General features: G+C 28.9%; 19 protein-coding genes and 3 pseudogenes. 15 read left to right on the top strand and 7 right to left on the bottom strand.

Annotated features, from left to right (window positions below; genetic code table 11):
• Window positions 1–99: 99 nt before the first annotated feature.
• From HMPREF0072_RS00810 to HMPREF0072_RS00785, 7 genes and pseudogenes are all read left to right on the top strand, one after another.
• Entirely contained in the window at window positions 100–462 is a 363-nt protein-coding gene (locus HMPREF0072_RS00810; protein WP_039930920.1) for a plasmid mobilization protein, read from the top strand.
• Between the two features lie 6 nt (window positions 463–468).
• Window positions 469–717, top strand: a complete 249-nt coding sequence (locus HMPREF0072_RS00805) for a hypothetical protein (protein ID WP_004826786.1) — start codon at window positions 469–471, stop codon at window positions 715–717.
• 38 nt (window positions 718–755) lie between these two features.
• On the top strand, window positions 756–1,199 hold the full coding sequence (locus tag HMPREF0072_RS00800) for a DUF4275 family protein (protein ID WP_004826785.1): 444 nt from the start codon (window positions 756–758) through the stop codon (window positions 1,197–1,199).
• A 9-nt stretch (window positions 1,200–1,208) separates the two neighbouring features.
• On the top strand, window positions 1,209–2,651 hold the full coding sequence (locus HMPREF0072_RS00795) for an ApeA N-terminal domain 1-containing protein (RefSeq protein ID WP_004826784.1): 1,443 nt from the start codon (window positions 1,209–1,211) through the stop codon (window positions 2,649–2,651).
• 73 nt (window positions 2,652–2,724) lie between these two features.
• The gene (locus HMPREF0072_RS11205) at window positions 2,725–2,913 is read left to right on the top strand and encodes a helix-turn-helix domain-containing protein (protein ID WP_257877040.1); all 189 of its coding nucleotides are present in this window, start codon (window positions 2,725–2,727) and stop codon (window positions 2,911–2,913) included.
• A 75-nt stretch (window positions 2,914–2,988) separates the two neighbouring features.
• Window positions 2,989–3,327 (top strand): annotated as a pseudogene (locus tag HMPREF0072_RS00790) (plasmid mobilization protein); the annotation flags it as partial.
• A gap of 1 nt (window position 3,328) precedes the next feature.
• Window positions 3,329–3,541: pseudogene (locus tag HMPREF0072_RS00785) on the top strand (hypothetical protein); the annotation flags it as partial.
• Window positions 3,542–3,591: 50 nt separating this feature from the next.
• Here the strand turns inward: HMPREF0072_RS00785 and HMPREF0072_RS00780 are convergent.
• The 6 genes from HMPREF0072_RS00780 to HMPREF0072_RS11030 all read right to left on the bottom strand — a co-directional run bounded on the left by HMPREF0072_RS00780 (window position 3,592) and on the right by HMPREF0072_RS11030 (window position 10,259).
• Complete coding sequence (locus HMPREF0072_RS00780) at window positions 3,592–6,087, bottom strand: FtsX-like permease family protein (protein ID WP_039930918.1); 2,496 nt, start codon at window positions 6,085–6,087, stop codon at window positions 3,592–3,594.
• Complete coding sequence (locus tag HMPREF0072_RS00775; protein ID WP_004826779.1) at window positions 6,074–6,763, bottom strand: ABC transporter ATP-binding protein; 690 nt, start codon at window positions 6,761–6,763, stop codon at window positions 6,074–6,076. Before HMPREF0072_RS00775 ends, HMPREF0072_RS00780 begins: the two co-directional genes overlap by 14 nt.
• A gap of 99 nt (window positions 6,764–6,862) precedes the next feature.
• Window positions 6,863–7,840, bottom strand: a complete 978-nt coding sequence (locus HMPREF0072_RS00770; RefSeq protein WP_004826778.1) for a sensor histidine kinase — start codon at window positions 7,838–7,840, stop codon at window positions 6,863–6,865.
• Complete coding sequence (locus tag HMPREF0072_RS00765; RefSeq protein ID WP_039930917.1) at window positions 7,833–8,492, bottom strand: response regulator transcription factor; 660 nt, start codon at window positions 8,490–8,492, stop codon at window positions 7,833–7,835. Before HMPREF0072_RS00765 ends, HMPREF0072_RS00770 begins: the two co-directional genes overlap by 8 nt.
• Window positions 8,473–8,688 carry a helix-turn-helix domain-containing protein gene (locus HMPREF0072_RS00760; RefSeq protein ID WP_004826776.1) on the bottom strand — a complete coding sequence of 72 codons (216 nt, stop codon included), beginning with the start codon at window positions 8,686–8,688 and terminating at the stop codon, window positions 8,473–8,475. The genes HMPREF0072_RS00765 and HMPREF0072_RS00760 overlap by 20 nt, the downstream gene beginning before the upstream one ends.
• A 365-nt stretch (window positions 8,689–9,053) precedes the next feature.
• Window positions 9,054–10,259 carry an FRG domain-containing protein gene (locus tag HMPREF0072_RS11030; RefSeq protein ID WP_004826775.1) on the bottom strand — a complete coding sequence of 402 codons (1,206 nt, stop codon included), beginning with the start codon at window positions 10,257–10,259 and terminating at the stop codon, window positions 9,054–9,056.
• Window positions 10,260–10,851: 592 nt separating this feature from the next.
• Between HMPREF0072_RS11030 and HMPREF0072_RS00750 the strand changes: the two genes are divergently transcribed.
• From HMPREF0072_RS00750 to HMPREF0072_RS00740, 3 genes are all read left to right on the top strand, one after another.
• Window positions 10,852–14,277 carry an SIR2 family protein gene (locus tag HMPREF0072_RS00750; RefSeq protein ID WP_004826774.1) on the top strand — a complete coding sequence of 1,142 codons (3,426 nt, stop codon included), beginning with the start codon at window positions 10,852–10,854 and terminating at the stop codon, window positions 14,275–14,277.
• A 226-nt stretch (window positions 14,278–14,503) separates the two neighbouring features.
• Entirely contained in the window at window positions 14,504–14,836 is a 333-nt protein-coding gene (locus HMPREF0072_RS00745; RefSeq protein ID WP_039930916.1) for an RNA helicase, read from the top strand.
• Window positions 14,836–15,021: a DUF4926 domain-containing protein gene (locus HMPREF0072_RS00740; RefSeq protein ID WP_004826772.1), complete on the top strand. Its 186-nt coding sequence runs from the start codon at window positions 14,836–14,838 to the stop codon at window positions 15,019–15,021. Before HMPREF0072_RS00745 ends, HMPREF0072_RS00740 begins: the two co-directional genes overlap by 1 nt.
• A gap of 982 nt (window positions 15,022–16,003) precedes the next feature.
• Here HMPREF0072_RS00740 and HMPREF0072_RS00735 read toward each other — a convergent pair.
• Entirely contained in the window at window positions 16,004–17,038 is a 1,035-nt protein-coding gene (locus HMPREF0072_RS00735; RefSeq protein WP_039930915.1) for a YeiH family protein, read from the bottom strand.
• 105 nt (window positions 17,039–17,143) lie between these two features.
• Here HMPREF0072_RS00735 and HMPREF0072_RS00730 point away from each other — a divergent pair, with 105 nt between their 5' ends.
• From HMPREF0072_RS00730 to HMPREF0072_RS00700, 5 genes and pseudogenes are all read left to right on the top strand, one after another.
• Window positions 17,144–18,019 carry a LysR substrate-binding domain-containing protein gene (locus tag HMPREF0072_RS00730; protein ID WP_039930914.1) on the top strand — a complete coding sequence of 292 codons (876 nt, stop codon included), beginning with the start codon at window positions 17,144–17,146 and terminating at the stop codon, window positions 18,017–18,019.
• Window positions 18,020–18,558: 539 nt separating this feature from the next.
• Window positions 18,559–19,397 (top strand): annotated as a pseudogene (locus HMPREF0072_RS00720) (KilA-N domain-containing protein).
• Between the two features lie 494 nt (window positions 19,398–19,891).
• Complete coding sequence (locus HMPREF0072_RS00710) at window positions 19,892–21,181, top strand: DUF2254 domain-containing protein (RefSeq protein WP_004826765.1); 1,290 nt, start codon at window positions 19,892–19,894, stop codon at window positions 21,179–21,181.
• Window positions 21,182–21,816: 635 nt separating this feature from the next.
• Window positions 21,817–22,224 carry a hypothetical protein gene (locus tag HMPREF0072_RS00705; protein ID WP_004826763.1) on the top strand — a complete coding sequence of 136 codons (408 nt, stop codon included), beginning with the start codon at window positions 21,817–21,819 and terminating at the stop codon, window positions 22,222–22,224.
• Complete coding sequence (locus HMPREF0072_RS00700; RefSeq protein ID WP_004826762.1) at window positions 22,167–23,639, top strand: MSCRAMM family protein; 1,473 nt, start codon at window positions 22,167–22,169, stop codon at window positions 23,637–23,639. Before HMPREF0072_RS00705 ends, HMPREF0072_RS00700 begins: the two co-directional genes overlap by 58 nt.
• Window positions 23,640–23,742 lie beyond the last annotated feature (103 nt).

Below are 23,742 nucleotides of genomic sequence, written 5' to 3'. Positions count from 1 at the left end.
TCAAAAAATCAATAGCTTTTAAGGCTATCTAATTTTATGAATTTTACCTTGTTAGGGAGAACCCTAAGACCCAAAAAGTTAAGTGTAAAGGAGAAACGTATGGATAATAGAAAAAGAAAAAATCAACTAAAAATATATTTAACAGATGAAGAAAAAGAAATTTTTGAAAAGAAAATGAAACTTGCTAATTGCAAAACTATGTCCCATTTTCTTAGAAAATGTGTATTAGAGAAAGAAATTTATATTGTAGACCTAGAACCATTTAGAGATCTCCAATGGCTACTTTCAAATGTAACAAATAATATAAACCAGATTGCAAAAGCTACTAATATGACTGGTGTTATTTACAAAAATGACATACAGGCTATCAGGCAAGACGTAGACAAGTTATCCAAAGAAATCTGGGATATTCACAGCTTATTATTAAAAAGAATTCAAAAAATACAAGAATATCAGGAGTAAGAAAGAATGAAAATTTATATGAATGAACAAGGATTATTGGAAAAAGAAAGAGAATTATGTTTAGGTTTAGGAGGCATTGAGGATTTTATTAAGGAACTAGACGCCATGAGAGATACCTTCCAGGAAGTACAAGATCGTTACGAGAATTTTGAGAAAGTTTATCACTCAGATATGAAAAATATGTTAGAGGGACTATTCAAGTTTAATCAAAGTTTTGTTAGAAATAATGAAACTTTGATTGATAAAATCGAATAAATAAACCGAGGTGTCGTAGAAATACGGCACCTTTTTAAATGAGAAATTTGATTTTATCTGGTATAATAATCTTTAGTAAGTTGAAGATGAAAACGCTACGGAGTATCTCTATGAATTTTGAGAAAGAATGGATAAAACATTTTACAAAAGATGTCTCTAAAAAAGATTTAGATTTTAGAGTTAGAGATTCAGGTGATTTTATATGGCATGCTTTTTTGGATTTAATTGATAAGGGAAGTTACTTGGTCGGAAATGAAGCGAGAAAAACTTTTGACAAGGTAAATAAAGTAGGTACAATTTATTTTTTCCCTTGGGATGAAAATAAAGTTTTTGAAAATAACATTGAAGAAATTACTGCAGACATGCTCGATAGATATGACGAGGTATATCTTGTCGCTTCCGATTGGTCATGGACAAATATAAAAACGCATGAAGAAGAATTAGGACCTTATTTTTGCTCTAATACAGAGAATCATATTTAGGAGGCTTAGATGAGAAATATACAAAAATATGGCGGAACATGGAAATTTTTTGATAGTGAGAAAACTTTTCAAGGAGAACTGCATATTGATTCGGATAAAAATTTTATTGCTCTTGAATTAATTATTCCAGCCAGTGATAGTAATCCAATGCCTAGACCACCTTATAAAGGAAAGATTCCATATATATGTGGCACTTTATTTTCTGGAGCAAAAGTTTTGTTATATAAATGTGAAACGGGTAAAGAGCACACATATCTATTATCATATACACAACAAATTATTTACTCTGATTTTGCTTTCTGGGGGCTAGAAATAAAGTCTGAAGATGAGGTAATGTTTTCAAATGTTACCGTTGACTTTGGGGAGATAATAAATTGGTCTAGATTGTGCAAATATAACTGGGACTATTCCTCAAATTATGGTGTGAATTTGATTTGGGAACATGAAGATCCTGTTAATTTTAAATTTGGAGATGGTTTACTTATAAAATTTTATCCTGTACAGGGAAGTATGGAAAGCAATTCATATAGTAAGGAGATTATTGCACGTCAAAGTGTTCTTGTAGACTTTGTTTATAATCAACCTAAAGAGATTGATGAAATACTAGATGATATTTTATCTATTCAGTATCTTATAGGCCTTGGTATTGATAATGAGGTAGTTATTGAGAATATTAAATATCAACACCCAACAATATATTCAGAATTTGAAAACAAAGATGGATCTGTTACTAAACATTTTTTAAAAGCTGATTTGTTGTTTGGAAAGGGAGAGAAAAAATCTACTGCAAGTATTAGACCGTTCAAATTTATCTTTACTTTAAGAGATATAAATGATCAAAATATTTTTTTAAATTGGAATAATAGATATTCTAAACTTAAACCAGTCTTGGATCTTTACTTTACTGTTTTTTCTAATAAAATTACAGCACCAGAAGTCTTGTTTTTAAACTTGGTTCAAGCTTTAGAGACTTTTCATGCAAGATTTATCACTGATGATGTAAAAGATTACATTACTAGAGTTGAAAAAATTACTTATAATTTTTGTAGGGGTAATGAGAATCAGAATCAATGGCACGATTTTTTACTTGATGAGCATCAGCAAAATAGTAAAAAGATACATCTAAGAAGTCGCTTGGCTGATTTAATTTTTGCTGAAGGAATATTACCCTTCTGGCCTAGTTCTTACAATAAAGTAGAATATATCAGTAAGGTAGTAGATACGAGAAATTACTATACTCATTATAATATCGAAAAAGAAGAGAAGGCACTTTCAAGAGAAGAATTGCCTTTAGTAAATGCTGAACTAAGGATATTACTACAGTTCCATATTCTAAAGATTCTAGGTTTTTCTACTGACGAATTAAGGAAGAAAACAGTAGAAGAGATGAACAGGCTTAATGATATTAAATTTTTACAAGAAGGAACTCATGAGATAAAAGAGAGACTGTGAGTTAAAAAGCGTGAATAATAATATAGCAATGAAAGAGAAAAATATGGCATTTTATTACAGCAAACTTTGAAAGTTGCTTGACGAGAAGAAAATGTATAAAGAAGACTTAAGACTAGATACAGGGATGTCCTCAGCAACTCTTCATAAGTTAGGTAAGAATGAGATTGTTAGCATGGATGTTTTAGCAAGAATTTGTGAAAGTCTTAAATGTGATGAGGGAGATATTGTTAGCTATATAAATGAAGAGGGTGTGTCAGAATGATTAAATTCTGATACACTCTCTTTTTTATTTGATAGGTTGTACACTTAAAAGCGACATATAGTATAAAATAAATTTAAAAATCAACTAAAAATATATTTAACAGATGAAGAAAAAGAAATTTTTGAAAAGAAAATGAAACTTGCAAATTGCAAAACCATGTCCCACTTTCTTAGGAAATGTGTATTAGAAAAAGAAATTTATATTGTAGACCTAGAACCATTTAGAAATCTCCAATGGCTACTTTCTAATGCAACAAACAATATTAATCAGATTGTAAAAGCAACTAATGCAACTGGTGTTATTTACAAAAATGAAATTGAATCTATGAATAATCAGATAGAAAAATTATCAAAAGAAATATGGCAGATCCATTCCCTACTTCTTAATAAATCAAAAGAAAGTTCTGGTGATTAGTATGGCAATTATAAAAACACATCCAATAAAATCAACTTTAAATTTGGCAATAGATTACATTACCGAGAGTGAAAAAACTGATGAAAAAATTTTAGTATCTTCATTCAAATGTCATCCATATATTGACCATATTCAGTTTATGAAAACACGAGAAGATAATGATATTAATGGTTCAGTTTTGTCTGGGATTCTAATACAATCTTTTATTTTAGGGTGGTTTTGTGCTATAGAAATGCTGTGAGTTTAATGCTCACAGCATTTCTCTTATATACTCTTAAAAGTATTATCTGAGTTTTCATTTATTGTTTTAAGACCACTTTTTATTGCAAGTAAGACACCTGCAATTATACAGACAAATACTATTAATATAGGAGTATAATTCATATTTATTAGCAGTTCTTTTATTCCAAAGCCTAATTCATAGTTACTCCTATAGGCTCTTAACACAATGCCTATAGAAAACATAAAGATATATACTAAGAAAATATTTTTAAATAATATTTTTACTTCAGAAAATACCATCTTTTCAATCTGTTTTTCTGTCATGCCAGTAGTTGATAGAAGTTTAAAGTCATTTGATCTCGCTCGTAGATTTCCCTTAAAGCTATTATAGGCATTGGAAAGAGCAATTGTTATTAGAATGATTTGAATAGCTAGGTTTAAAAGTCTTTCATTCCTTGTTTGCTCTTTACTTGTTGCTTCTCTTAAAATTTCTGTAGATGTTTCATGGTCAGACTTTGGTACATAATTTGAAATTACTTTTTCGGCATCTTCAAATACTTTTTCCTTGTTTTTTTCAGCCTTTATTTTTACAAAATAATAGTAAACAGGATCTGATTTATCTATTCCATACTCATCAATAAATTTCTTCATATTACTTGTGCTTGTGTAGATGGATATTTCATTATTATCATAAGCTTCTAAGTCATAAGGCATTTCATCAATACTTGCGTCAATTTTTATATTTATTGGTTTGCCCTGTGCATTATATTTTAAAGTAACTTTTCCTGTATCCTTATCAGAAATTTTTATATACTCGCTAAAAGCGTAAGGCGTTCTATTGTCTTTTCTTATCTTATTAAGCAATAAGTAAGATGCATTAGTTATGTTATTTTCTTTTAAAAGCTCTTCAAAATCTTCATCTGTTAAAGCATATAAACTTGCATATAGTCTATCATTTTCTATTTTGCCACTAGCTAAAGAATCTTTTAAATCTTTAGAAATTAAATCTTTATTATCGTCAACATAAAATTTTGTGTCATTTCTTTGATATAGGTGAAGCTCTTTTATTCCGTCAACTTTTTCTAAATCAGCTAATAAGTTTTTATCTAAATTCTTATCAGTGTAAATACTTGAATTAAAATTGTAAGGACTTTTATAAGAGTTATATTTTTCGTTCAAAGTTCTATATGATTGGCTAACTAAAACTGTAGTCAGTACAAAGGCTGATATAGCCATTGAGATTACAATAATTCGATAGGTTGAACGATAAGACCTGTAATAATCTTTTGCTAAAGTCTTTTCTATAGGCCCATTTATTTTTGATTTTCTTAATTTTATATTTTTTTCTGTAATACCATTTAAGCCTTCTATTATTTTTATTTTTGCACTCTTCCTAGCAGGGATCGTCGCAGACAAATACACCATTAAAAGAGATAATAAGAGAATGATTATTATAGAAATAGGATTTGGATAAACAAAATGAAAGTCTGGCGATTTTAAACTTTCTCCCACTATCTCAGACATATTTTTATAGGATATGGAATTGTTAAGCCACATCAAATATAAGAGCAGGTTTGCAAATGCCAAAGATAAAATTATTCCCAAGGCTATGGGTAAGGTTGAAAGTTTCAAAGCTTTCTTTCGAATTAATTGCTTTACCTGCTTATCTGTCATCCCAGTGCTTTTTAATAGAGCAATTTCCTTTAAATCCCTATTATTCCATACATTAAAAGCCCCATAAATGATAAATGCAAAAAGTAGGCAAAGAAAGAAGGCTGCTCCATATTGTTCTAAAGCTGAGTTTACAACACTTTTTGGTGGAATGATTCCTTTTGGATAGACCATTTTATATTCTAAGATATCTTTATTATAAAATACTCTACCAATATCTAGGGCATGGTTCTCATCAATATTCATTTCTGATAAAATTTCCCTAGTCTTTGTATAGGTATCTCTTATATTTTTATACCAAATCTGGGCTTCTATTCCATCATTTTTTTCAAACAAGACTTTTTTATCATCACTTTCAGATAAACCTACAAACTTAGCCTCTTCAAATGAAGAGCTAAAATCATCATAAGTACCAACTATTTTATAAGTTTTATCACGAACATTTATTTCAGAACCCAAATCATATTCTTTATTTTTTATTAAAAATCTCTCTTGTACTAAAAGTTCATTTGCTTTCTCTGGCTTTTTTCCTTCCTTAATGTCATAGCCTAAAAGACTTGCAGGATCTCCATTTTCATATATAACTGCATTTAAGTCTGTTTTTATTATTTTATTGAAAGAAACTTTTTCTATATCTTTATTGTTTTTTAATTTATCATAAAAACCTTCGTCAATTCCAGTTATCTTCACATGATAATCTCCAAAAGTTTTCTTTACATACTCATACCTGCCAGTTTTTATCGAGTTGGAGATAAAAATTACAGTTCCTAATAACATTACTGCTAAAAGTATTGATATTTTAATAGCAAAACTGTCTTTCTTATTATTTTTTACAGCTCCATCAGCTAGGTCATTAATAATTTTCATAAGTTTCATCTCCTAAGAAATTTAACCTACCATCTACCATTCTATAGACCTTATCACAAGAATTTGCTACTTTTTCATCATGAGTTATTATCATAATTGTAGAATTTAATCTTTTATTTACAAGTCTGAAAAGTCCTGTGATTTCTTCAGAATTTTTTCTATCGAGATTTCCTGTAGGCTCATCTGCTAAGATTATTGCAGGTCTTGTAATCAAACTTCTAGCAATGGCGACTCTTTGTTGCTCTCCACCGGATAATTGTTTTGGATACCTATCAAGCTTTCCTTCTATTCCTAGTATCGATAAAATTTCCTTTAAATATTCTTCATCTACCTTTTTATTGTCTAATAAAAGAGGAAGTAGGATGTTTTGTCTCACATTAATATTTGGAATGAGGTTAAAAAATTGGTAGACAACGCCAATATTTCTTCTGCGAAATACTGTCATTTCGTCTTTGTTAAACTTGGTAATATTTTTGTCTTGAATAAAAATATCCCCACTTGTTGGTTTATCAACTCCTGCTAATAAATGAAGCAAGGTAGACTTTCCTGACCCGCTATCTCCAATAATGGCGACAAGATCTCCTTTCTCCATTTCAAAATTCACATTTGATAGAGCGTGTACTTCTACTCCACTATTATAAGTTTTTGTTAAATCTACTGTTTTTACAATATTCATATTTAGTCCTCCTTATCTTTCTTGTATGATATTAGACTTAAGTGACTGGAAAGTGACTAGAAAAAAAGACTGTGCTTTATTTACACAGCCATAATTAAATCAGTTATAAAACCTCAGTTCAAAGGAATTTGATTTCTTCCCCTTATGATATAAAAGCTCTCCATTTTGTCTTTCCATAACAGATTTTGCCATAGGAAGCCCAATCCCATAACCTTTTGAATTTGGATCCAGCTTATAAAAACGTTTAAAAACTTTTTCTAACATTTCACGATCCAAACCTTTAGAAAAATCTTCCACAAAAATACTTTTATATAGATTTGTTTCTTTAAGTTGGATTTCTATCTGTCTACCTTCTGTAGCTTCTATACCATTTTTCATCACATTGAAAAGTGCTTCGTAGGTCCATTTCTTATCGCATATAAGATTAAAATCATCTCCATAAAGTGGAATTTCAACATTATCATTAATAAAATAATCTTTTAGGTTTTGTATGATATCTTCAATTAATCCTCGAGCAGATATCCTGTCTTTTGTCATTTCTATTGTGCCAGAATCAAGGGCGGCAAGTTTTAATAAAATATCAGATAGATTGTAAAGTCTAAGAAGATTGTCCCTAAGTCTAGTTATATACTCTTTTGCCGATTCATCTTCTTCGTCTTCTAATAAGTCAAGTAATAATAGAGATCCAGTTAGAGGAGTTTTTATTTGATGGGCAATATCTTCCGTATATTCCCTTAGAATTTCTTTATTTTTTTCAGCATTTTCAGCTATTCTCTTGTTTTCTATAATAATTTTAATAATCTCATCTCTAAGTTTGCCAAATTCATCGTCTATAATTTCGTAATTATCCGAGTTTAAATCAAGTGAATGGAGAAGGTTAAATATATTATTAATCTTATCTTCTAGCTCTATTTCTTTTTTCTTTTCAAATTTTCTAATAATTAGAAACAGAATTATATTTATAAGTAAAAAACCTATAAGTGTTAGAATATCAAATCTTGGATTGAGATAAACTACAAACAAAGACATTAATATATTTAAAATTAAGGCAAGTAAAATATTTTTGCTTTTATTCATTGTCCCACCTATATCCTATCCCTCTAAGAGTTTTTATATGACTGCCATAATCTCCAAGTTTAGATCTGAGTCTTTTTATGGTGACAGTTAGGGTATTGTCATTTACTTCATAAAAATCATAACCCCAAACATAATCTAAAATTCGATCTCTTAGTAGATTTATATTTTGGTTTTCTAAAAGCATTTCCAATATAGCAAACTCTTTTAAGCTAAGGTCTAAATCTTTTCCATCTATCGAAGCTTGTTTTGAAATGAGATCTAAAGATAAATTTTTAAAAGTCAGCTCATTCACTTTTTTAATTTTTCTACTAAAAACATTGTCTATTCTCGCCTTTAGAACAGGAAGAGAAAAAGGTTTTGTAATATAATCATCTGCTCCTTGGGAAAGACCTTTTATTACATACTCATCTTCGTCTTTTACGGTGAGCATTATTACAGGAAGGTCAGAAAATTCCCTCAGCCACTTTAAAAAATTAAAGCCTGATCCATCTGGAAGATTGGCATCAAGTAGAATTAAATCAAAATCATTAAAATTAAGATTCTCTGTCTGAGAAAGATTGTTATAAATAATTGTTTCAATATTATGTTTGTTTAGGTAAGTTTTAACAGCAAAAGCAATTGTGCTGTCATCTTCAATCATTAGTATTTTCAATTCTATACTCCAATATATCCGATATATCACATTTAAAATACCTACAAATTCTACCCAGTATTTCCATACTAACATTTTCATCTCTTCCCATTTTAGCTATGGTATGAGGAGTTGTATTTATGGCTTTTTGTAAGTCTAATTTATTCATCTTTTCATCTATTAATTTTTTCCATAATTTATCATAGGAAAATCCCATAACTCACCTCAAATTAATCTTCTACTTTGTGCAGTATTTCTATAATATTATACCATGTTTATAAGTGATTTAATCTAAACACACTAAAATAGTCGACTTATATAATACATTATAATATCCGGTACTGGGACTGGGACGGGACTAAAAATTTGAAAACGTCCTATAATTAGGTGGATTCAGAGATATTAGAAAAATTAGAATATAGTATTTTGAATGATTTGGGATATATCGGATGTTTGGAAAAGAAGAATGGGAGTAAAATTACTAATTTATAAAATAGAAACATTATTAATAAAACATAATAAATTAAGACCACTTATATTTTAATAGAAGTGGTCTTAATTTAATTATATAATATATTCATTTTATATTTTATATTTTTCTTTAATGTATTGAGCAATATTATCAGAATCTGGGTATATAAATTTTCTATTTACACCTATATTATCTAGTTCATGAAGTATTTGTTTTTTATTACTTATTACAATCTCATATTGATAATCAATCTTCTGTACCACCTGCTTAATCTCATTAATATTTAAAGTTAAGCTTTGTTTAGACGGAGGTAAGGTTTTTTCAGTATTTAATTGGTATATAAACAAACCATCTTGATTTTTCCATCTATCAAATTTTATAGAAGGCTTGTAAATTATTTTTGGGAATACGGGAAATTTATAATCACTTATTTCATAAGATAATATAAATAGTAGAATTAAAGGTTTATAATTTAATTTATTTATCCTATCAAGATAAGGGTTATCTTTATTAATATCGGTATCAATAATGATTTCCCTGACAAATTTTAGATTACAAAATTCTAGATAAAACTTCTCAAGTTCATCTTTTTCACTTGTATTACAATATCTGTCTAAAAGATTCATCAATTCTATTATTTTTTCTTCGTTTTTAATTATATTATAATCCTCGTGTATAACTGTGTTTTTAAAGCCTTTATCATGAGCTTCTAAGATATATTTACATAATTTTAATTTAGAATAAATATTATTACTATTTACATAAGCCTTATCGAGTGATGCTTGAGCTAAAAAGTCAACCATAATATCTTCAAAAAAAGTTGAATTTGGAATTTTTAAGAATTTTCCTCCAGTTTCTTGAAAGTGGTTTCCTATCTCTTTCATGTCACGATTAATAGAGACTATATCATCTTCATTATTATATACTTTAGAAGTTAGTGGATCGGCTATATTTAGGTCATTACTAATTGCATATATTATTCCATCAGAATCTATATCATTTGAACAGGCGAAATATAGTGCTACTATTGGATTTTCAGTTATATCTAATAGTTCAGTAGGTAATCCATGATGTTGACTGTATGCTATAAAACTTTCTCTACTATCACTGTCTAACATGTATCCAACTTCTCTAAAGTAATCCTGCCTCGCATCTTGTAGGATACTTCTAAATTGATTTTTTCTATAACCGCTAGCTAGTAAAGGCTTTTTGTACCTGGCGCCTTCTCCCCTAAAGAAAAATTTACTTCCATTTGATGTTATTTCTTGAAGAACTTCCATGAAACTAATTAGGTTTGTTATTTCAAATTTTTTCATGTTATAATTATAACATTTAATGAGCGATATAATACCTTATAAGATTGTTAGATAATATATATTTTATTTGTAGGCTTTAATAACACAAACTGGTGAATGATTCAGTTAAGTAAAAATAATGGTCAAGAATTAATATTAAATGCATATGGTGATACTTATAGTCAAACTGATGAATAAAAAAATCAGGAATTCATTATAAAAAAAACATTAAAAGCAGGAATAATATAAAAACAAATATTTGAATAATAAAATAATATTAAATATTACGTCTGGTTTGAGTAACGTATATTAATTTATTTAGAATTCTAGATCAAAATAAGAATAAACAATATTAGTGTTATCCTAATGAAATTTTATAGTTTCCAAACGTTAATGTAGAATTGTTAGAAAAAGAAAATATTAATACATGAATGAACAAATAATAAGGACAGCTGATTATGATAACCGTAAATTGTTATTATAACTATGGATTTTAGTAAAAAATATATTATGATTAGAGTAAGTGATATAATTTTTAAATGATATCTAGAATTGATTCAATAGAAATTAATAAAAGAGTAATAGTCTATATACTTACTATGAAAGGATAATAATGATAATAAAAGATATTGAGTACCCTGAGTTATTGATAGAGGCAATAAAGAATGACAAACTTGTGATTTTTTGTGGGGCAGGCATATCGATGAGTGAACCAACCAATCTACCTAGTTTTTACCAACTTTCGGAAAAAATAGCTGAATTGACCAATAAAGAAAAAAGAAATGATGAATCCGATGAGCAATACTTAGGTAGAGTTGAAAATTTAGGTCATGATGTACACAGTAAAGTTTGCGATATACTCAGCGCAACTCAGACTCAACCAAATACAAATCATGAAGCCTTGATTGATTTTTTTAAAAAAGATATTCGTATTGTTACCACGAATTATGATAGCATGCTTGAAAGTGCATTAGAAAAAAAGGGTAGAAAAGCAAGAATATATTCATATCCAGCACTTCCATATGGTGATAAATTTAATGGAATTGTCCATTTACATGGTGAGGTTGCGAATCCTCAAGATATTGTGCTTACAGATTCTGATTTTGGAAAATCTTATATGTATCATGGGAATGTAACAACATTTTTAAGAACTTTATTTGAGTCAGAATATACTGTGCTTTTTATTGGCTATAGTTATAATGACATTGTAATGAAGTATTTCACAAGGTCTTTACCAGATTTATCTGGTAAAAAAAGATATATTTTTACAAGTAAAGACCAAGCTAGTAACTATATACCACTAGGATTAACTCCTATAATTCATGAAAAAAATAATTATAAGCAAATATATGATTCCCTACTTAGAATAGCTAATTTAGTAACCAGGGATTATAATAGCTGGAGTTTAAGAATTAAGGATATCTCAGAAGAAGTTCCCAATAAAATAAATGATGAATTTGACTTTGAAATCAAAGAAATATTAAACAATATACACTATTCCGATAAGTTCTTTTCGAAAATAAAAAGTAGGGACTGGGCAGAATACCTTTTTAACAAGGAATATTTTGATGAGATCTTTTCTAGTAATAAAATAGATGATTTTGGTATTCAAAGAATAGAATGGTTATCTAGAGAAATAATTATAAATGAAACTGATCTATTTTTAAAATTTTGTTGTGATAAAGATTTTATATTGAGCAAGAAATTACAGATAGAAATTGCGACAATAATTTGTAATAAAAATACTAAAATTGAAAAAATCGAAAAATTAATTAATTTAATTGATTTTAATAATTTAGATTTTATGTTGGTAGGTCGATTGTTAGATGTTTGTTATACAAATAGACCTAAGTTAGATTTTGTTGCAAACGAAATTTATTCTAAAAGTTTATCGTTCGTATTAAATAAAAATACAATCATCTCTACGGATATAATAGGTATAGATTTTAAGTTCGAAAACTACATTATGGAAGAGTTGTGGAATAAGTACAAATTGTTTAAGAATAAATATTATATTAATATACTAAATAATATATCAAATCAACTCTATAACTTGAAAAGATATAAAATTATAGGATTTTATGTAGAAGAATTTGAATTTGCTTCGTTCTATCCGAGAACTGAAGAGTATATAAGCAATCTTGAACAATTTCTTATTATTTTCAAAGAACTTTTATTAGGTATGGATGATAATAATAAAGAATATTGGTATAAAACATATATTTCATCAGATATTCCTATATTACTTAGATCTTCCTTGTTAATATTAAGACACATGTCTAACATTACAGGTAAAGAAAAATTAAATTTATTAAAATCTAATAATATTAAAATCCTTGATATAAGTTTGAAGGAAGAGCTATTTTGGTTATATGCAGATATTTTCCCTTCATTGAATAGTAATGACAAAGAGATATTTTTAGATGAAATAATGAATGAAGAAAAACTTGATGAAAATTATACAAATAAAACGTACTTTTATCAAAAATATAATTTATTAATATGGTTACAAAGGTTTGATGAAAACAATCAGGATATTATTAATAAGATAAATTCTATTAAAGAGAGATATGATTATTTTAAACCGCTAGAAAATCCTGAAAAATCAATTGGTCCTCTCACGTTAAGGTGGGGAGATGCACAATTACCATATACTGAAACAGAAATCGTTAACAACTTAGAAAAAATCATTGATGAATTATTATCCTATGAAGGAGATGGGTTTGAACGAGCGGAGAGAATAACGCTGATTAGAAAATTAGAGAAAATTTGTTCTGAAAATGAAAATTTCAGAGAGAAACTTATAGAATTATTAATCAAGGAAAATGAAATAGATACCGATTTGTGGAGAGGCATCATAATGTCTTTAGAAAAATCTAATTTATCTGAACAAAAGTTAATATATACTTTTAATAGGGTATTTTTTAATCCGATATTTGATATCTATAATCTAGAGATATCTCAAGCGATTTTTTCAATTCTGGATACAAGAAAGAGTATTAGTGATAACCTTGTAGATTTTTTTTATGAAAAGATTAATTTATTATGGAAGTATTCTAGTAATACAGAAGAAAAATCACTTGATTATATGACGAGAGCATTGAATTCATCCAAAGGCAATTTGGCTTTATCATTAATAAAATTAATAGATATTTCGGTAAAGAATAGTGGAGAAAAATATTTAGAGGATAGATTTAAAGATTTTTTAGAACAAATGTTAAATGAAGAAGGATATAATGATTCTTCAGTTGTTATACTTGGGAATGCATCTTTCTTTTATAGTATTGATAGTGATTGGTGTGAAAAGTTTATTTTAGATAAGTACAGATCCAATGATGATGAAATACTAAAAATGGCATGGAGTGGTTTTGTATATCAGTCATTTTTATATACAGAATTTGCATTAGTTTTTGAATCTATATATCATGAAGCTATAAAAAATATAAATATTTTTGATGAAAATATAAGAAAGAAGATATTTAAGGGCTATATGTCTTTGATTTTTAATTTTTCAGAAAATCCTATGGAAGATTACATTCCAAATATATTTAGAGATAGTATGACGGAAGAGATTTTATATCTATTTTATTCTGAGTTATCACTATATATTGATAATCTAGACAAATTTGGAAAAGAAGAAATATTTTATAAATGGATAAAGGCTTTTTTAGATAGACGTTCAGAAGGTTATCCAATATCAGCATCTAACCAGGAAAAAAATTTAATTATCAGATTTTTGGTTAAATTCACTGAGATCACTATCGATTTTGATAATATATTATCAAAGTTTTATAAAGAATTTTTCGTAGAGCAATCCACGTTATGGTTTTTTACTTATTATATTGAAATAACAAAAGACAATGCAGATATAATAAATAAAATAATGATTCTTGTTACTGATCAAATGATAAATAATACTCAAGATTTAATAATAAATACTACTAAGGTATACCTGAAGGATATATTTAAAAAAGTTACAAAGTTTGGGGTGAATACAGATAAGTTCGAAAAAAATCTTGAGTTTATGAATGTTAATTAATGTATATTATATATCGTTTAATTATAATGATAAATATATATAATATTCAAAAAATTTCAAAAAGACTTTTGGTATATAGAAGGAATGAATATCTATACTTATGAAATCAGTCATTAAAAATAGAAAAAATTATAAAAAAATTGTAAATTTGGTATAAAATATTATGTTCTTCGTGCAATTGAACAAATGGTTTCATATTAACTGTTTATCCAAGATAGGAGGTTATATGAAAATATTAAAACTTATGCTAGATTTTGGAGAAGGTCCAATATGTACTGAATATTTTGATGAAGAGAAAGGAAGATTATTAACAGGAATTGAAAAAGTAGACAATGATAAAGAATTATGGGATATAAATGAAACAATTCAAGAATTGTTTACATCTTACTACCACTTTGATTATAATGATCAGGCTTGCTTTTTCGATGAAGAACAAGAGAAAAAAGACAAGTATAAAATGCTTGCATTATTAGAGAAACTTAAAAAAAGACTATATGAAATAAATGATGGGTCTTTTGAAATTGATGATAAAGAAACTGAGAGAGTTAAAAATTTATAATGAAAGAATTAGATGTTGTAAGATTGAAAGAAGATTACAAAGAAATAAGTAAGGGAACAAAGGGAACAATTGTTTTAATTTATGATAATAAAAATTGTGAAGTTGAGTTTTTTGATAAAGATGGAGATACCATAGATGTAGTCATGACTCCTTTAAATAAATTAGAACTTATAGAGTCATTCTAATATAATTTAAATTTTTGTAAATAGAGCTTGTAAAAAATGAATCATACAAGCTCTATTTTTATATCCATTTGAATAAATTACTTTTGTTAAACACCATGCCTTCTATCGTTAAATTACAAAGGATCGGTTAAATTCATCAAGAGGACTATGTAAATCTGATTTTTAAATATAGAAGTTATATTATGATTCTTCTTAAGATCAATATTTCTGAAATCACATTTAAATCCGGTACTGGTACTGGGACGGGACTAAAAATCTGAAAACGTCCTATAATTAGGTGGATTTAGTGGCGTTAGAAAAAATAGAATCTTGTATTTTGAATGGTTTGAGATATATTGTACATTTGGAAAAGAAGAATAGTCCCACCATCTATGGGTGACCGATGCATATGCATCGGTCATTTCCGAGACGAAGCAAAGCTGAGTCCGAAAAACTAAGCGAGAGACCAAAGGTCTCGAGAGGATATAACAGTCAAAGATAAAGATAAAAGTAAGGCGTCAAACAGCATCGGTCATTTTCGAGACCACTCCGTGGTGGGTCTTCCCATAGCCAGACGGGCTAGCAAAAAACTAAGCGAAGAAACTGAAAGTTTCTGAGAGGACATTGGTAAAATCTTGTAAAATCAACGGTTACATAAGATGAAAAACTGTAACTGGGATTAAAATGGGAACATTTGTTAAAAAGAATAAATTAAATAATAGTTCCAAGTACTTTACATTTGGAAAAAAATAAGATCATAACTTAAGTGTTATGGTCTTTTTTATTTGATAGATTATATAGTTAAAAGCGACAATAAATTGTCGGTTTGAGTATGTCTTAACGAAAAAAATAAGCATTTCGCAAAAATGTTGAGGAAAAGTTTGGGTTTATTTTTTTATGAGTTATAATTTAAAGTTTTCTACTTACGGGCCTTCTTTTTTAATAAAAAACTGACCCTAATAGTTAGTTTTATTGCTAATTTTTGGAGTCAGTTTCTATAAGATTATAAGATGCCTAGAATTTTTTCTAGTATTAGGGTTATGGCTGTGATTGATATAAAGCACACGCCTCCTAAGGCTAGTGGCTTAGCTCCTGATTTTAATAGCTTTACTATATCGCTATTTAAACCAATAGCTGACATTGCCATTACAATAAAAAATTTGGATAAGTCCTTAAAGGGTTTGAAAAATTCAATATTTACTCCTTTGGCTAGGGCTATGGTTGTAATCAAACTTGCTAGGATGAAGTAGATTATAAAGAATGGGAAGATTTGTATTATAGATATTTTTTTATTAGCTTCTTGTTCAGCATTTCTCATTCTAATGAAGGCTAGCCCTAAGCATATTGGAATTATTGCTAGGGTTCTAGTCAATTTTACTGTTACAGCCTTGTCAAGTGTCTGGCTACCTAGATTAAATATTGTATCCCATGTTGATGCGCATGCTGTAACTGATGATGTATCATTAACAGCAGATCCTGCGAATATACCAAAGGCATGACCATCGGTAGTAGAAAATCCAATCATACGACCTAGGCTTGGAAATAGGATGGCTGCTAAGATATTAAAAAAGAATATAACAGATATGGCTTGGGCTATCTCATCTTCATCTGCATCTATAACTGGAGCGGCAGCTGCGATTGCAGAGCCTCCACAAATTGATGATCCAACGCCAACAAGTGTTGCGATATTCCCTTTTATAAGTCCAGCCTTGTAGGCTATGTAAGCGATTATAAGTGATGTTGATATGGTAGATAGGATGATTGGAAGTGATTGCCTACCAGTTTTTAAAACAATTCCAAGATCAAGACCAAACCCGAGGAGGATTACAGCATATTGAAGGATTTTCTTTGATGTAAATCTCACGCCACCCATATAAGGTTTTTTGTCTTTTATAATTTGACCTAGGGCCATTCCAATTAGAATGCCAAAGACTGCTGGGCCAACCAGTGGGATTTTTTTGCCGATTATCTGGGATATTATTGCAATTATAAGGCAGAGAATAATCCCTTTTATATTTTTTTCTATAGATTTTATCATATAAGCTCCTTTCGCTTTTTTTATTATATAATAAATCACTATAATGTAAAATTATAATTATTTACTATATGATAAAAATTTGTTATGATAGATGTGGAGGATACTATGTTAGATTTTAGGATAGAAAGTTTTTTGGAAGTATGTAAATATATGAATTTTACAAGGGCTGCTGAAAGCCTTAATATAACACAGCCAGCCATATCTACTCATATTAAATATTTAGAATCCTATTATAATTGTAAACTTTTTTATAGAAGTAAGAGGAATTTGTGTCTAACAGATGAGGGTAAGATTCTAAAATCTGCTTTGCTTTCTATGTCAAATGATCAAGATAAGTTGAGGATGATATTAGCTGAGGAAAAAACTAAGAGTGAAAAAATTTCTTTGGGTTTTACTAGATCGGTCGGAGAATATCTAATATTGGATAAGCTTATAGCCTTGATTAAAGAAAAACATTCTTGTGATTTCCATATTTATTATGAAAATACGGACGAGATTTTACGTGATATTGATAGTGGAAGGATAGACTTTGCCATTATAGAGGGATTTATAAAATCTAGAGATTATTTTATTAAAAAATACAAAAGCGATAGGATTGTTTGCATCAGCCACAAGGACCACAAGTTTAAAAAACAAGTTAAAAAGCTAACAGACTTATTAGATGAAAGAATTATTATTAGGGAAGACGGATCTGGTACCTTAGCTATATTAAAAAATTTTCTAAGCATGGACAATATTGATACGAAAGATTTTGCAAATATCATAGAAATAAATAATATGCGTTCCATAGTAGAAATGCTCAGGTCGGATTGTGGTGTAAGTTTTATTTTTGAATCTTGTGTAAAAAAAGAACTAGAAGAAGGCACTCTCATGGTTGTGGACCTAGAAGATTTCAATCTAGTTCATGATTTATCACTTGTTGCCAGAAAAAATTCAATATTTACTGATTTGTATTTGCAAATAGCTGAAGCTTTTTATTAGAAAAAATTTCATAGTATTAGGTTAGGTTAAGATGGGTAAAGAAAAATATCGTTTTATAAAAGCAAAAAACTGGCTAATTCTTAGTTATAAGGTGTTTTATATTAGGTGATATTTTTTAGCAATATAATAAACTTAGATATAAGAACAAAGTCTGATTTTAAAATAGAAAAAAATGTCAAAGATGTTTTTGAAATTGAAAGCAACTATATTAGATGTACTATCCCTTTTCAACAGGAAGTAATTGACCAAATAGACAATAAAAATGACGGTTTGAATGTCGGTTTGAATTAGACTGAGAAGAAAGTGATAGAAATTTTGATTGAATAATCAGTTATATGGAAAAATAAAGGGGAAATAGGGCACAATAAAAGCAAATAAATTATATATAGAGAGGTAAATAGTGGCTTATAGAATTTGATAATTAGTGATTTTGGATATAATCTTGTAATAAGCTTAGGTCAGGAAGCATACGGTGCTCTGGCCATTTTTTATGTTATAATATAAGTAATAAAAATCAAGCCATAATAAGGAGGGGTATATTGTCAAAAATTAAAAAAGAAAAAATTTCTGCTAAAGGCTTTGATATTGAGGTTTACATAGAAGATTTTAAAAATGACTATATAATTCTTACTGATATAGCAAAGTATAAAAACACAGATGATCCAAGATTTGTCATCCAAAACTGGTGAGAAATAGGAATACGCTTGAATTTATAGGATTGTGGGAAGTTTTGAATAATCCAAATTTTAACCGTGTGCAATTCGACACGTTTAGAAGTGAAGCGGGACTAAATAGATTCACAATGACCCCAGGAAAGTGGATAGAATCTACAGATGCTGTAGGTATAGTTTCAAAAGCAGGCAGATACGGAAGAACATATGCTCATTATGATATAGCTATGGAATTTGCATCTTGGCTTTCTCCAGAATTTAAGCTATATATTATTCAAGATTACAAAAGACTAAAAGAAGATGAAAACTCAAAACTATCATTAACTTGGAATTTGCATAGAGAAATATCAAAGATTAATTATAAAATTCATACAGATGCCATCAAAGAGTATTTATTAAAAGACCTTACAGATGAGCAGTTATCATTTAAATATGCAAGTGAAGCAGATATGCTTAATGTGGCACTCTTTGATAAAAGAGCAAAACAGTGGCGTGAAGAAAATCCTGACTTAAAAGGAAATATGAGAGACTATGCAAGTCTTGATGAACTATTAGTACTTGCTAATATGGAATCCTACAATGCAATTTTAATTGAAAAGGGATTAGAGCAAAAAGAAAGAATGATAGAACTTAGAAATCTTGCAAAGACCCAACTTATATCTTTAGAAAAATTAAACCAATCAGATATAAAAAAACTACATAAGTAAGATGACAAAATGCATCGGTCATTTTCGAGACCACTCAGCCACTGCACGCTCTTGGCCGCTAGGGCAAATCGTCCTACCAGCTATGTCTAACGAAATAGGGTTAGGACTTCGCGTGGTGGGTCTTCCCAAAGCCAGAAGGGCTAGCACAAAACTAAGCGAGAAAACTCAGGAGAGTTTTCCAGAGGACACTGGTAAAAATGGTTAAATCGACTCATTTTGAATAAACTCATTGCCGCGTGACTCGTGTACGCCTCATATTGGATTTTTATTCTTAGTCTATTTCACCATATTTCCTCATAGATTATTTTTGAATATTATATAATTGATTAGTTTCTTTTAGAAAGTAATCGAAGATAGATTGGGGAAATAGGCAAGAAAATCACAAAGGATTTTTCAATTACAAAAAGGTTAATATACCATTTCATATTGGATAAAAATTGAGAATATGATAATATAGTTTTATAATCACAATATTAAAACAGGAGGATTGATGTATGTTGCCCAAAATTAAATTGTGGTTTTTTAATCATAAGAATTTTTTAAGGATGTCAAGATTTATAATTTTAACAGTGTCGCTTCTTTTAGTTACTTGGATTTTTGATCATCAATATATTGCCATTAAATCTTATATTCCCAAACAACTATTACTATCGGTTGAAGTTTCGGTAAATTTCCTTTCTAATATATCTGGAATATTTTTGACTATAAGTACTTTTTGTTTTACAATTATTGTCACTGTACTTAATAAATATAGCAGTAGCATATCGCCTAGATTGCTTCAGAGCTTCATAGATAGGACAGGAGTCCTTGGTTTATATGGTATATTTGTAAGTGGTTTTTTCTATTCAGTAATCAGTATCCTATTATTGCAAGATATTGCTCCAGACCAACATGTTGTAGCTGGAAGTTTTGGAATAGCCTATGCTATAATTGCAATGCTTAGTTTTATAGCTTTCTCAAGACAGGTTCTTGATAATCTAAAAGTATCAAATATTATAGAATATATTTTTAATGACTGCGAAAAACTTATTGATAAAGAGGTCGAACTAAGGGAAAAAGCTAAGCATTATGAGAAAGGCGACGAATCTACAAAGTTATCAATTGTAGCTGAAAATTCAGGTTATTTATTTGAAATAAAAGCAGATGAGATTTTTAAAGAGCTTAATGGCACAAGAGCAGAACTTACTATAAATAAGAGGATTGGTGAATACACAATCAAAGGAGAAAGTATAGGAGAATTAAATATATTCCAGTGCGAGTTAGATGATAATGATAAAAACGAATTAAAAGAAAAATTAAGCCCATTGTTTTTAATAAATGTTTACAATAATACAGAAGAAGATTATCACCGTGGAATTGTAAACTTGACCGAAGTCGCGAATATGGCCTTAAGCCCTGGCACAAATGATCCAAATACTGCAATAATGTGTATAAACAAAATGTCATCATTGCTAGGGAAACTTTTATCTGCAGGCAATCATTTTATAATCCTGAAAGAGGACGAAGATGTAAAAATAATTTATCAAAGTTATTCTGTGGAGGACGAACTATATCTTGGTTTTAGCCAGATAATTTCTTATTCAGCAGGTGATCCCTTGGTTACAAAAGCGATTTTACAAGGACTTTATATCATATACACAATGGCAGATATATGTGCTAAAAAAAGCATAAAAAAGTTTTTTGATGATAGCTATGAAATTTTAATAGAAAATTTTACTCACGAAATTCATTTGGAAACTTTTAAAAGAATAAGAAACAATATGGAAGAGCAAGTAAGCTTATAGGAAAATACATCTGACTGGATTTAAATTTATATGCATAAAAGATAAATTAAAAATGCGATCAATTAGTGAACTGACCCCCAAAAGTTAGACCTAAAAACTAACTAAAGGAGGTCAGGTCATCTATCTGGTCGTTTTCTTATGCTTAAGAACCGAAATTGTATGAGAGATTGGTTATAATATTTTGTTAAGCAACTTCTCTATACCTAGTATATACATATTCATAAATTTTTTGACGGTACATAGAGATACTTAGCTCATCGTAACAGTCTGGCAATTCTTTCCAAAGAGTACTTTTTTATATGTTAGGGCTTTTACAAGATCCCCATTTTCAAGACCACTCCGTAGGTGGGAAGGATGAGTTGTTAATTTTAGTTGACAAGTATTTGGAAAACTTTATTATTGAAATTAATAATTTTTTTGATTTTAGAAAGATGTTTGGTATTTATTTTTATTTTTAATAGATTACTTTTAATAGCAATTTCAATGTTTTTGTGATATAATATTCCTAACTAGAAGAATTTTATTATATATAATTACAAGTTTAAATATATTGAAAATAAACTTTTAAAACTAGCTTTATATTATTTTCCCGATGGCGGATTGATTGCCATTGTTTTAGATTTCTGGGAGGAATTATGAAAAATATACTGAAAAGTAGGTACATATCCTTTATCTTGGCCTTGTTTATGGTTGTGGGAGTTTTTCTTCCTCAAGGGAGAGTTTTTGCTGATAATAGTGGGAAATATACTATTAATTTGCGAATTGATGTAAATGAAAAAGAAAAATTAAAAGAAAAGATTAAAGGTGGAGGAGTAATTAAATCTTCTGCAAGACAAGTAAAAGTTTATAAATTAAAACTTGATGAGCATATTACAAATAGTAAGTTGATTGAACTTGCTCAGAGTTTTTATAGATCAGCTGATAAAGAGTTAAATATTGCTGATGTTGAAAAAAACTTAATCATGATAAAATTCTTATCCAAGACATGGGTAAGTCTAAGACAAGCAAGCTTGTCTATGATAATGTCGCCTATGATGAAATAGACACTAGGAAGATTGAGAATTTTGATGTTGATAAATTGTCTGAACAAATTCTGATTGATAATCTTGATAAGGGATTTTATTTAATAAAGGAAACAGATGAGTCCAAGAAAATATTAAATAAACAACTTGTTCCGAGTATAGTTAGACTTCCAGATGATGAAACTAATAATAATATTAGAACAGTTATTGCCAAAGAAGTTAAAAAGGTTAAGACTGATATTATAAAGCTCATAAAGGTTGATGCTGATAATAAAAATATTAGAATTAATAAGGCTCAGTTTAAACTTTATCAAAAAATCAAGGATGGAAATGAAGTTAAAAGTATTCCTGTAAAAGTTACTGGAGAAAAGGGCAAATATACTCGCGACGATGAAAAGGGAGCGGATATTAATTTAGAAACATGGGATAATGGCGAAATCATTGTTAGTAACTTGCTTGAAGGGGTTTACTATTTTAAAGAAGTAGCACCTGCTCCAGGATATGATAAAGCAAATGTAGGTAAGATTTCTGAAGATTTAAAACCAGGTGGGGAACCATTTGTTATCAAAAATAAAATCACTCCAATTCTTAAAAAAATAGATGCTGCCGATAAAAATAAATATCTAAAGGACGCTGTTTTTAAATTATACAAAAAAGACGGGACTATTCTTAAGTTTAAGAAGTCAGGCGTTTATTATGAATTAGATAATAGTGGCAAAGAAGAAATTGTTACTGATGAGAATGGCTTGATTTATATTTCTGATCTTAAAGATGGCGATTATTATTTTGAAGAGACTAAGGCTCCAAAGGGTTACCAATTATCAAAAACAAAGATAGAATTTAAGGTTAAGGATGCAAGAGCTGTTGATGACAAGGGAGATATTAAAATATTAATTGTTGAAAATACTCCTGATAAGCCAAACCCAAAGACACCAACAGGTGGGTTTAATTTTGTTAAGATTGATGATTCTAAGGATGAGAAGAGGCTTGCTGGTGCTAGATTTGTTCTTATGAAGCTCGATGAGAAGACTAATAAATATGAGAGGGTTGTTAAGGACGGCAAGCAAATTACTCTTGAGTCTGGCAATAATGGTGAGTTCAGGGTTGATGGTCTCGAATATGGCAGATATGCAATAAGAGAAGAGGCAGCGCCTACTAATTACTATATCGACAATCCATTGACATATTTTGATGTTGATGCGGCGAGCATTTCGCTTCCTGCCAAAAAAATTGTCAACAAGCCTTACAAACCTGTAATTACTCGTAGGGATAATACTACTGTAACTAAATATGTACCTACTAATGCAACTACTGTTATAAAAAATATAGTTAAGACTGGTGATGTTAAGATTATTATTATGGCGATTGCTGGTTTGATTCTTTTGACAATGGGTATCAAACTTGTTAATAACAGTGAGAGATTACAGATGGCATAAATGTGAAGGATCCTTCATTTGAGGGGTCCTTATTTTACATTTGCAAGCTGATGAGGATTTTAAATCTTATAGTAAAATATAATTGATAGCTAAGGGCATTAGT

The sequence above is a fragment of the Anaerococcus lactolyticus ATCC 51172 genome (genome assembly GCF_000156575.1).
Lineage (GTDB): Bacteria > Bacillota > Clostridia > Tissierellales > Peptoniphilaceae > Anaerococcus > Anaerococcus lactolyticus.
Note: the sequence above shows the minus strand (reverse complement) of the source record. Positions and strands in the feature narration are given on the sequence as shown.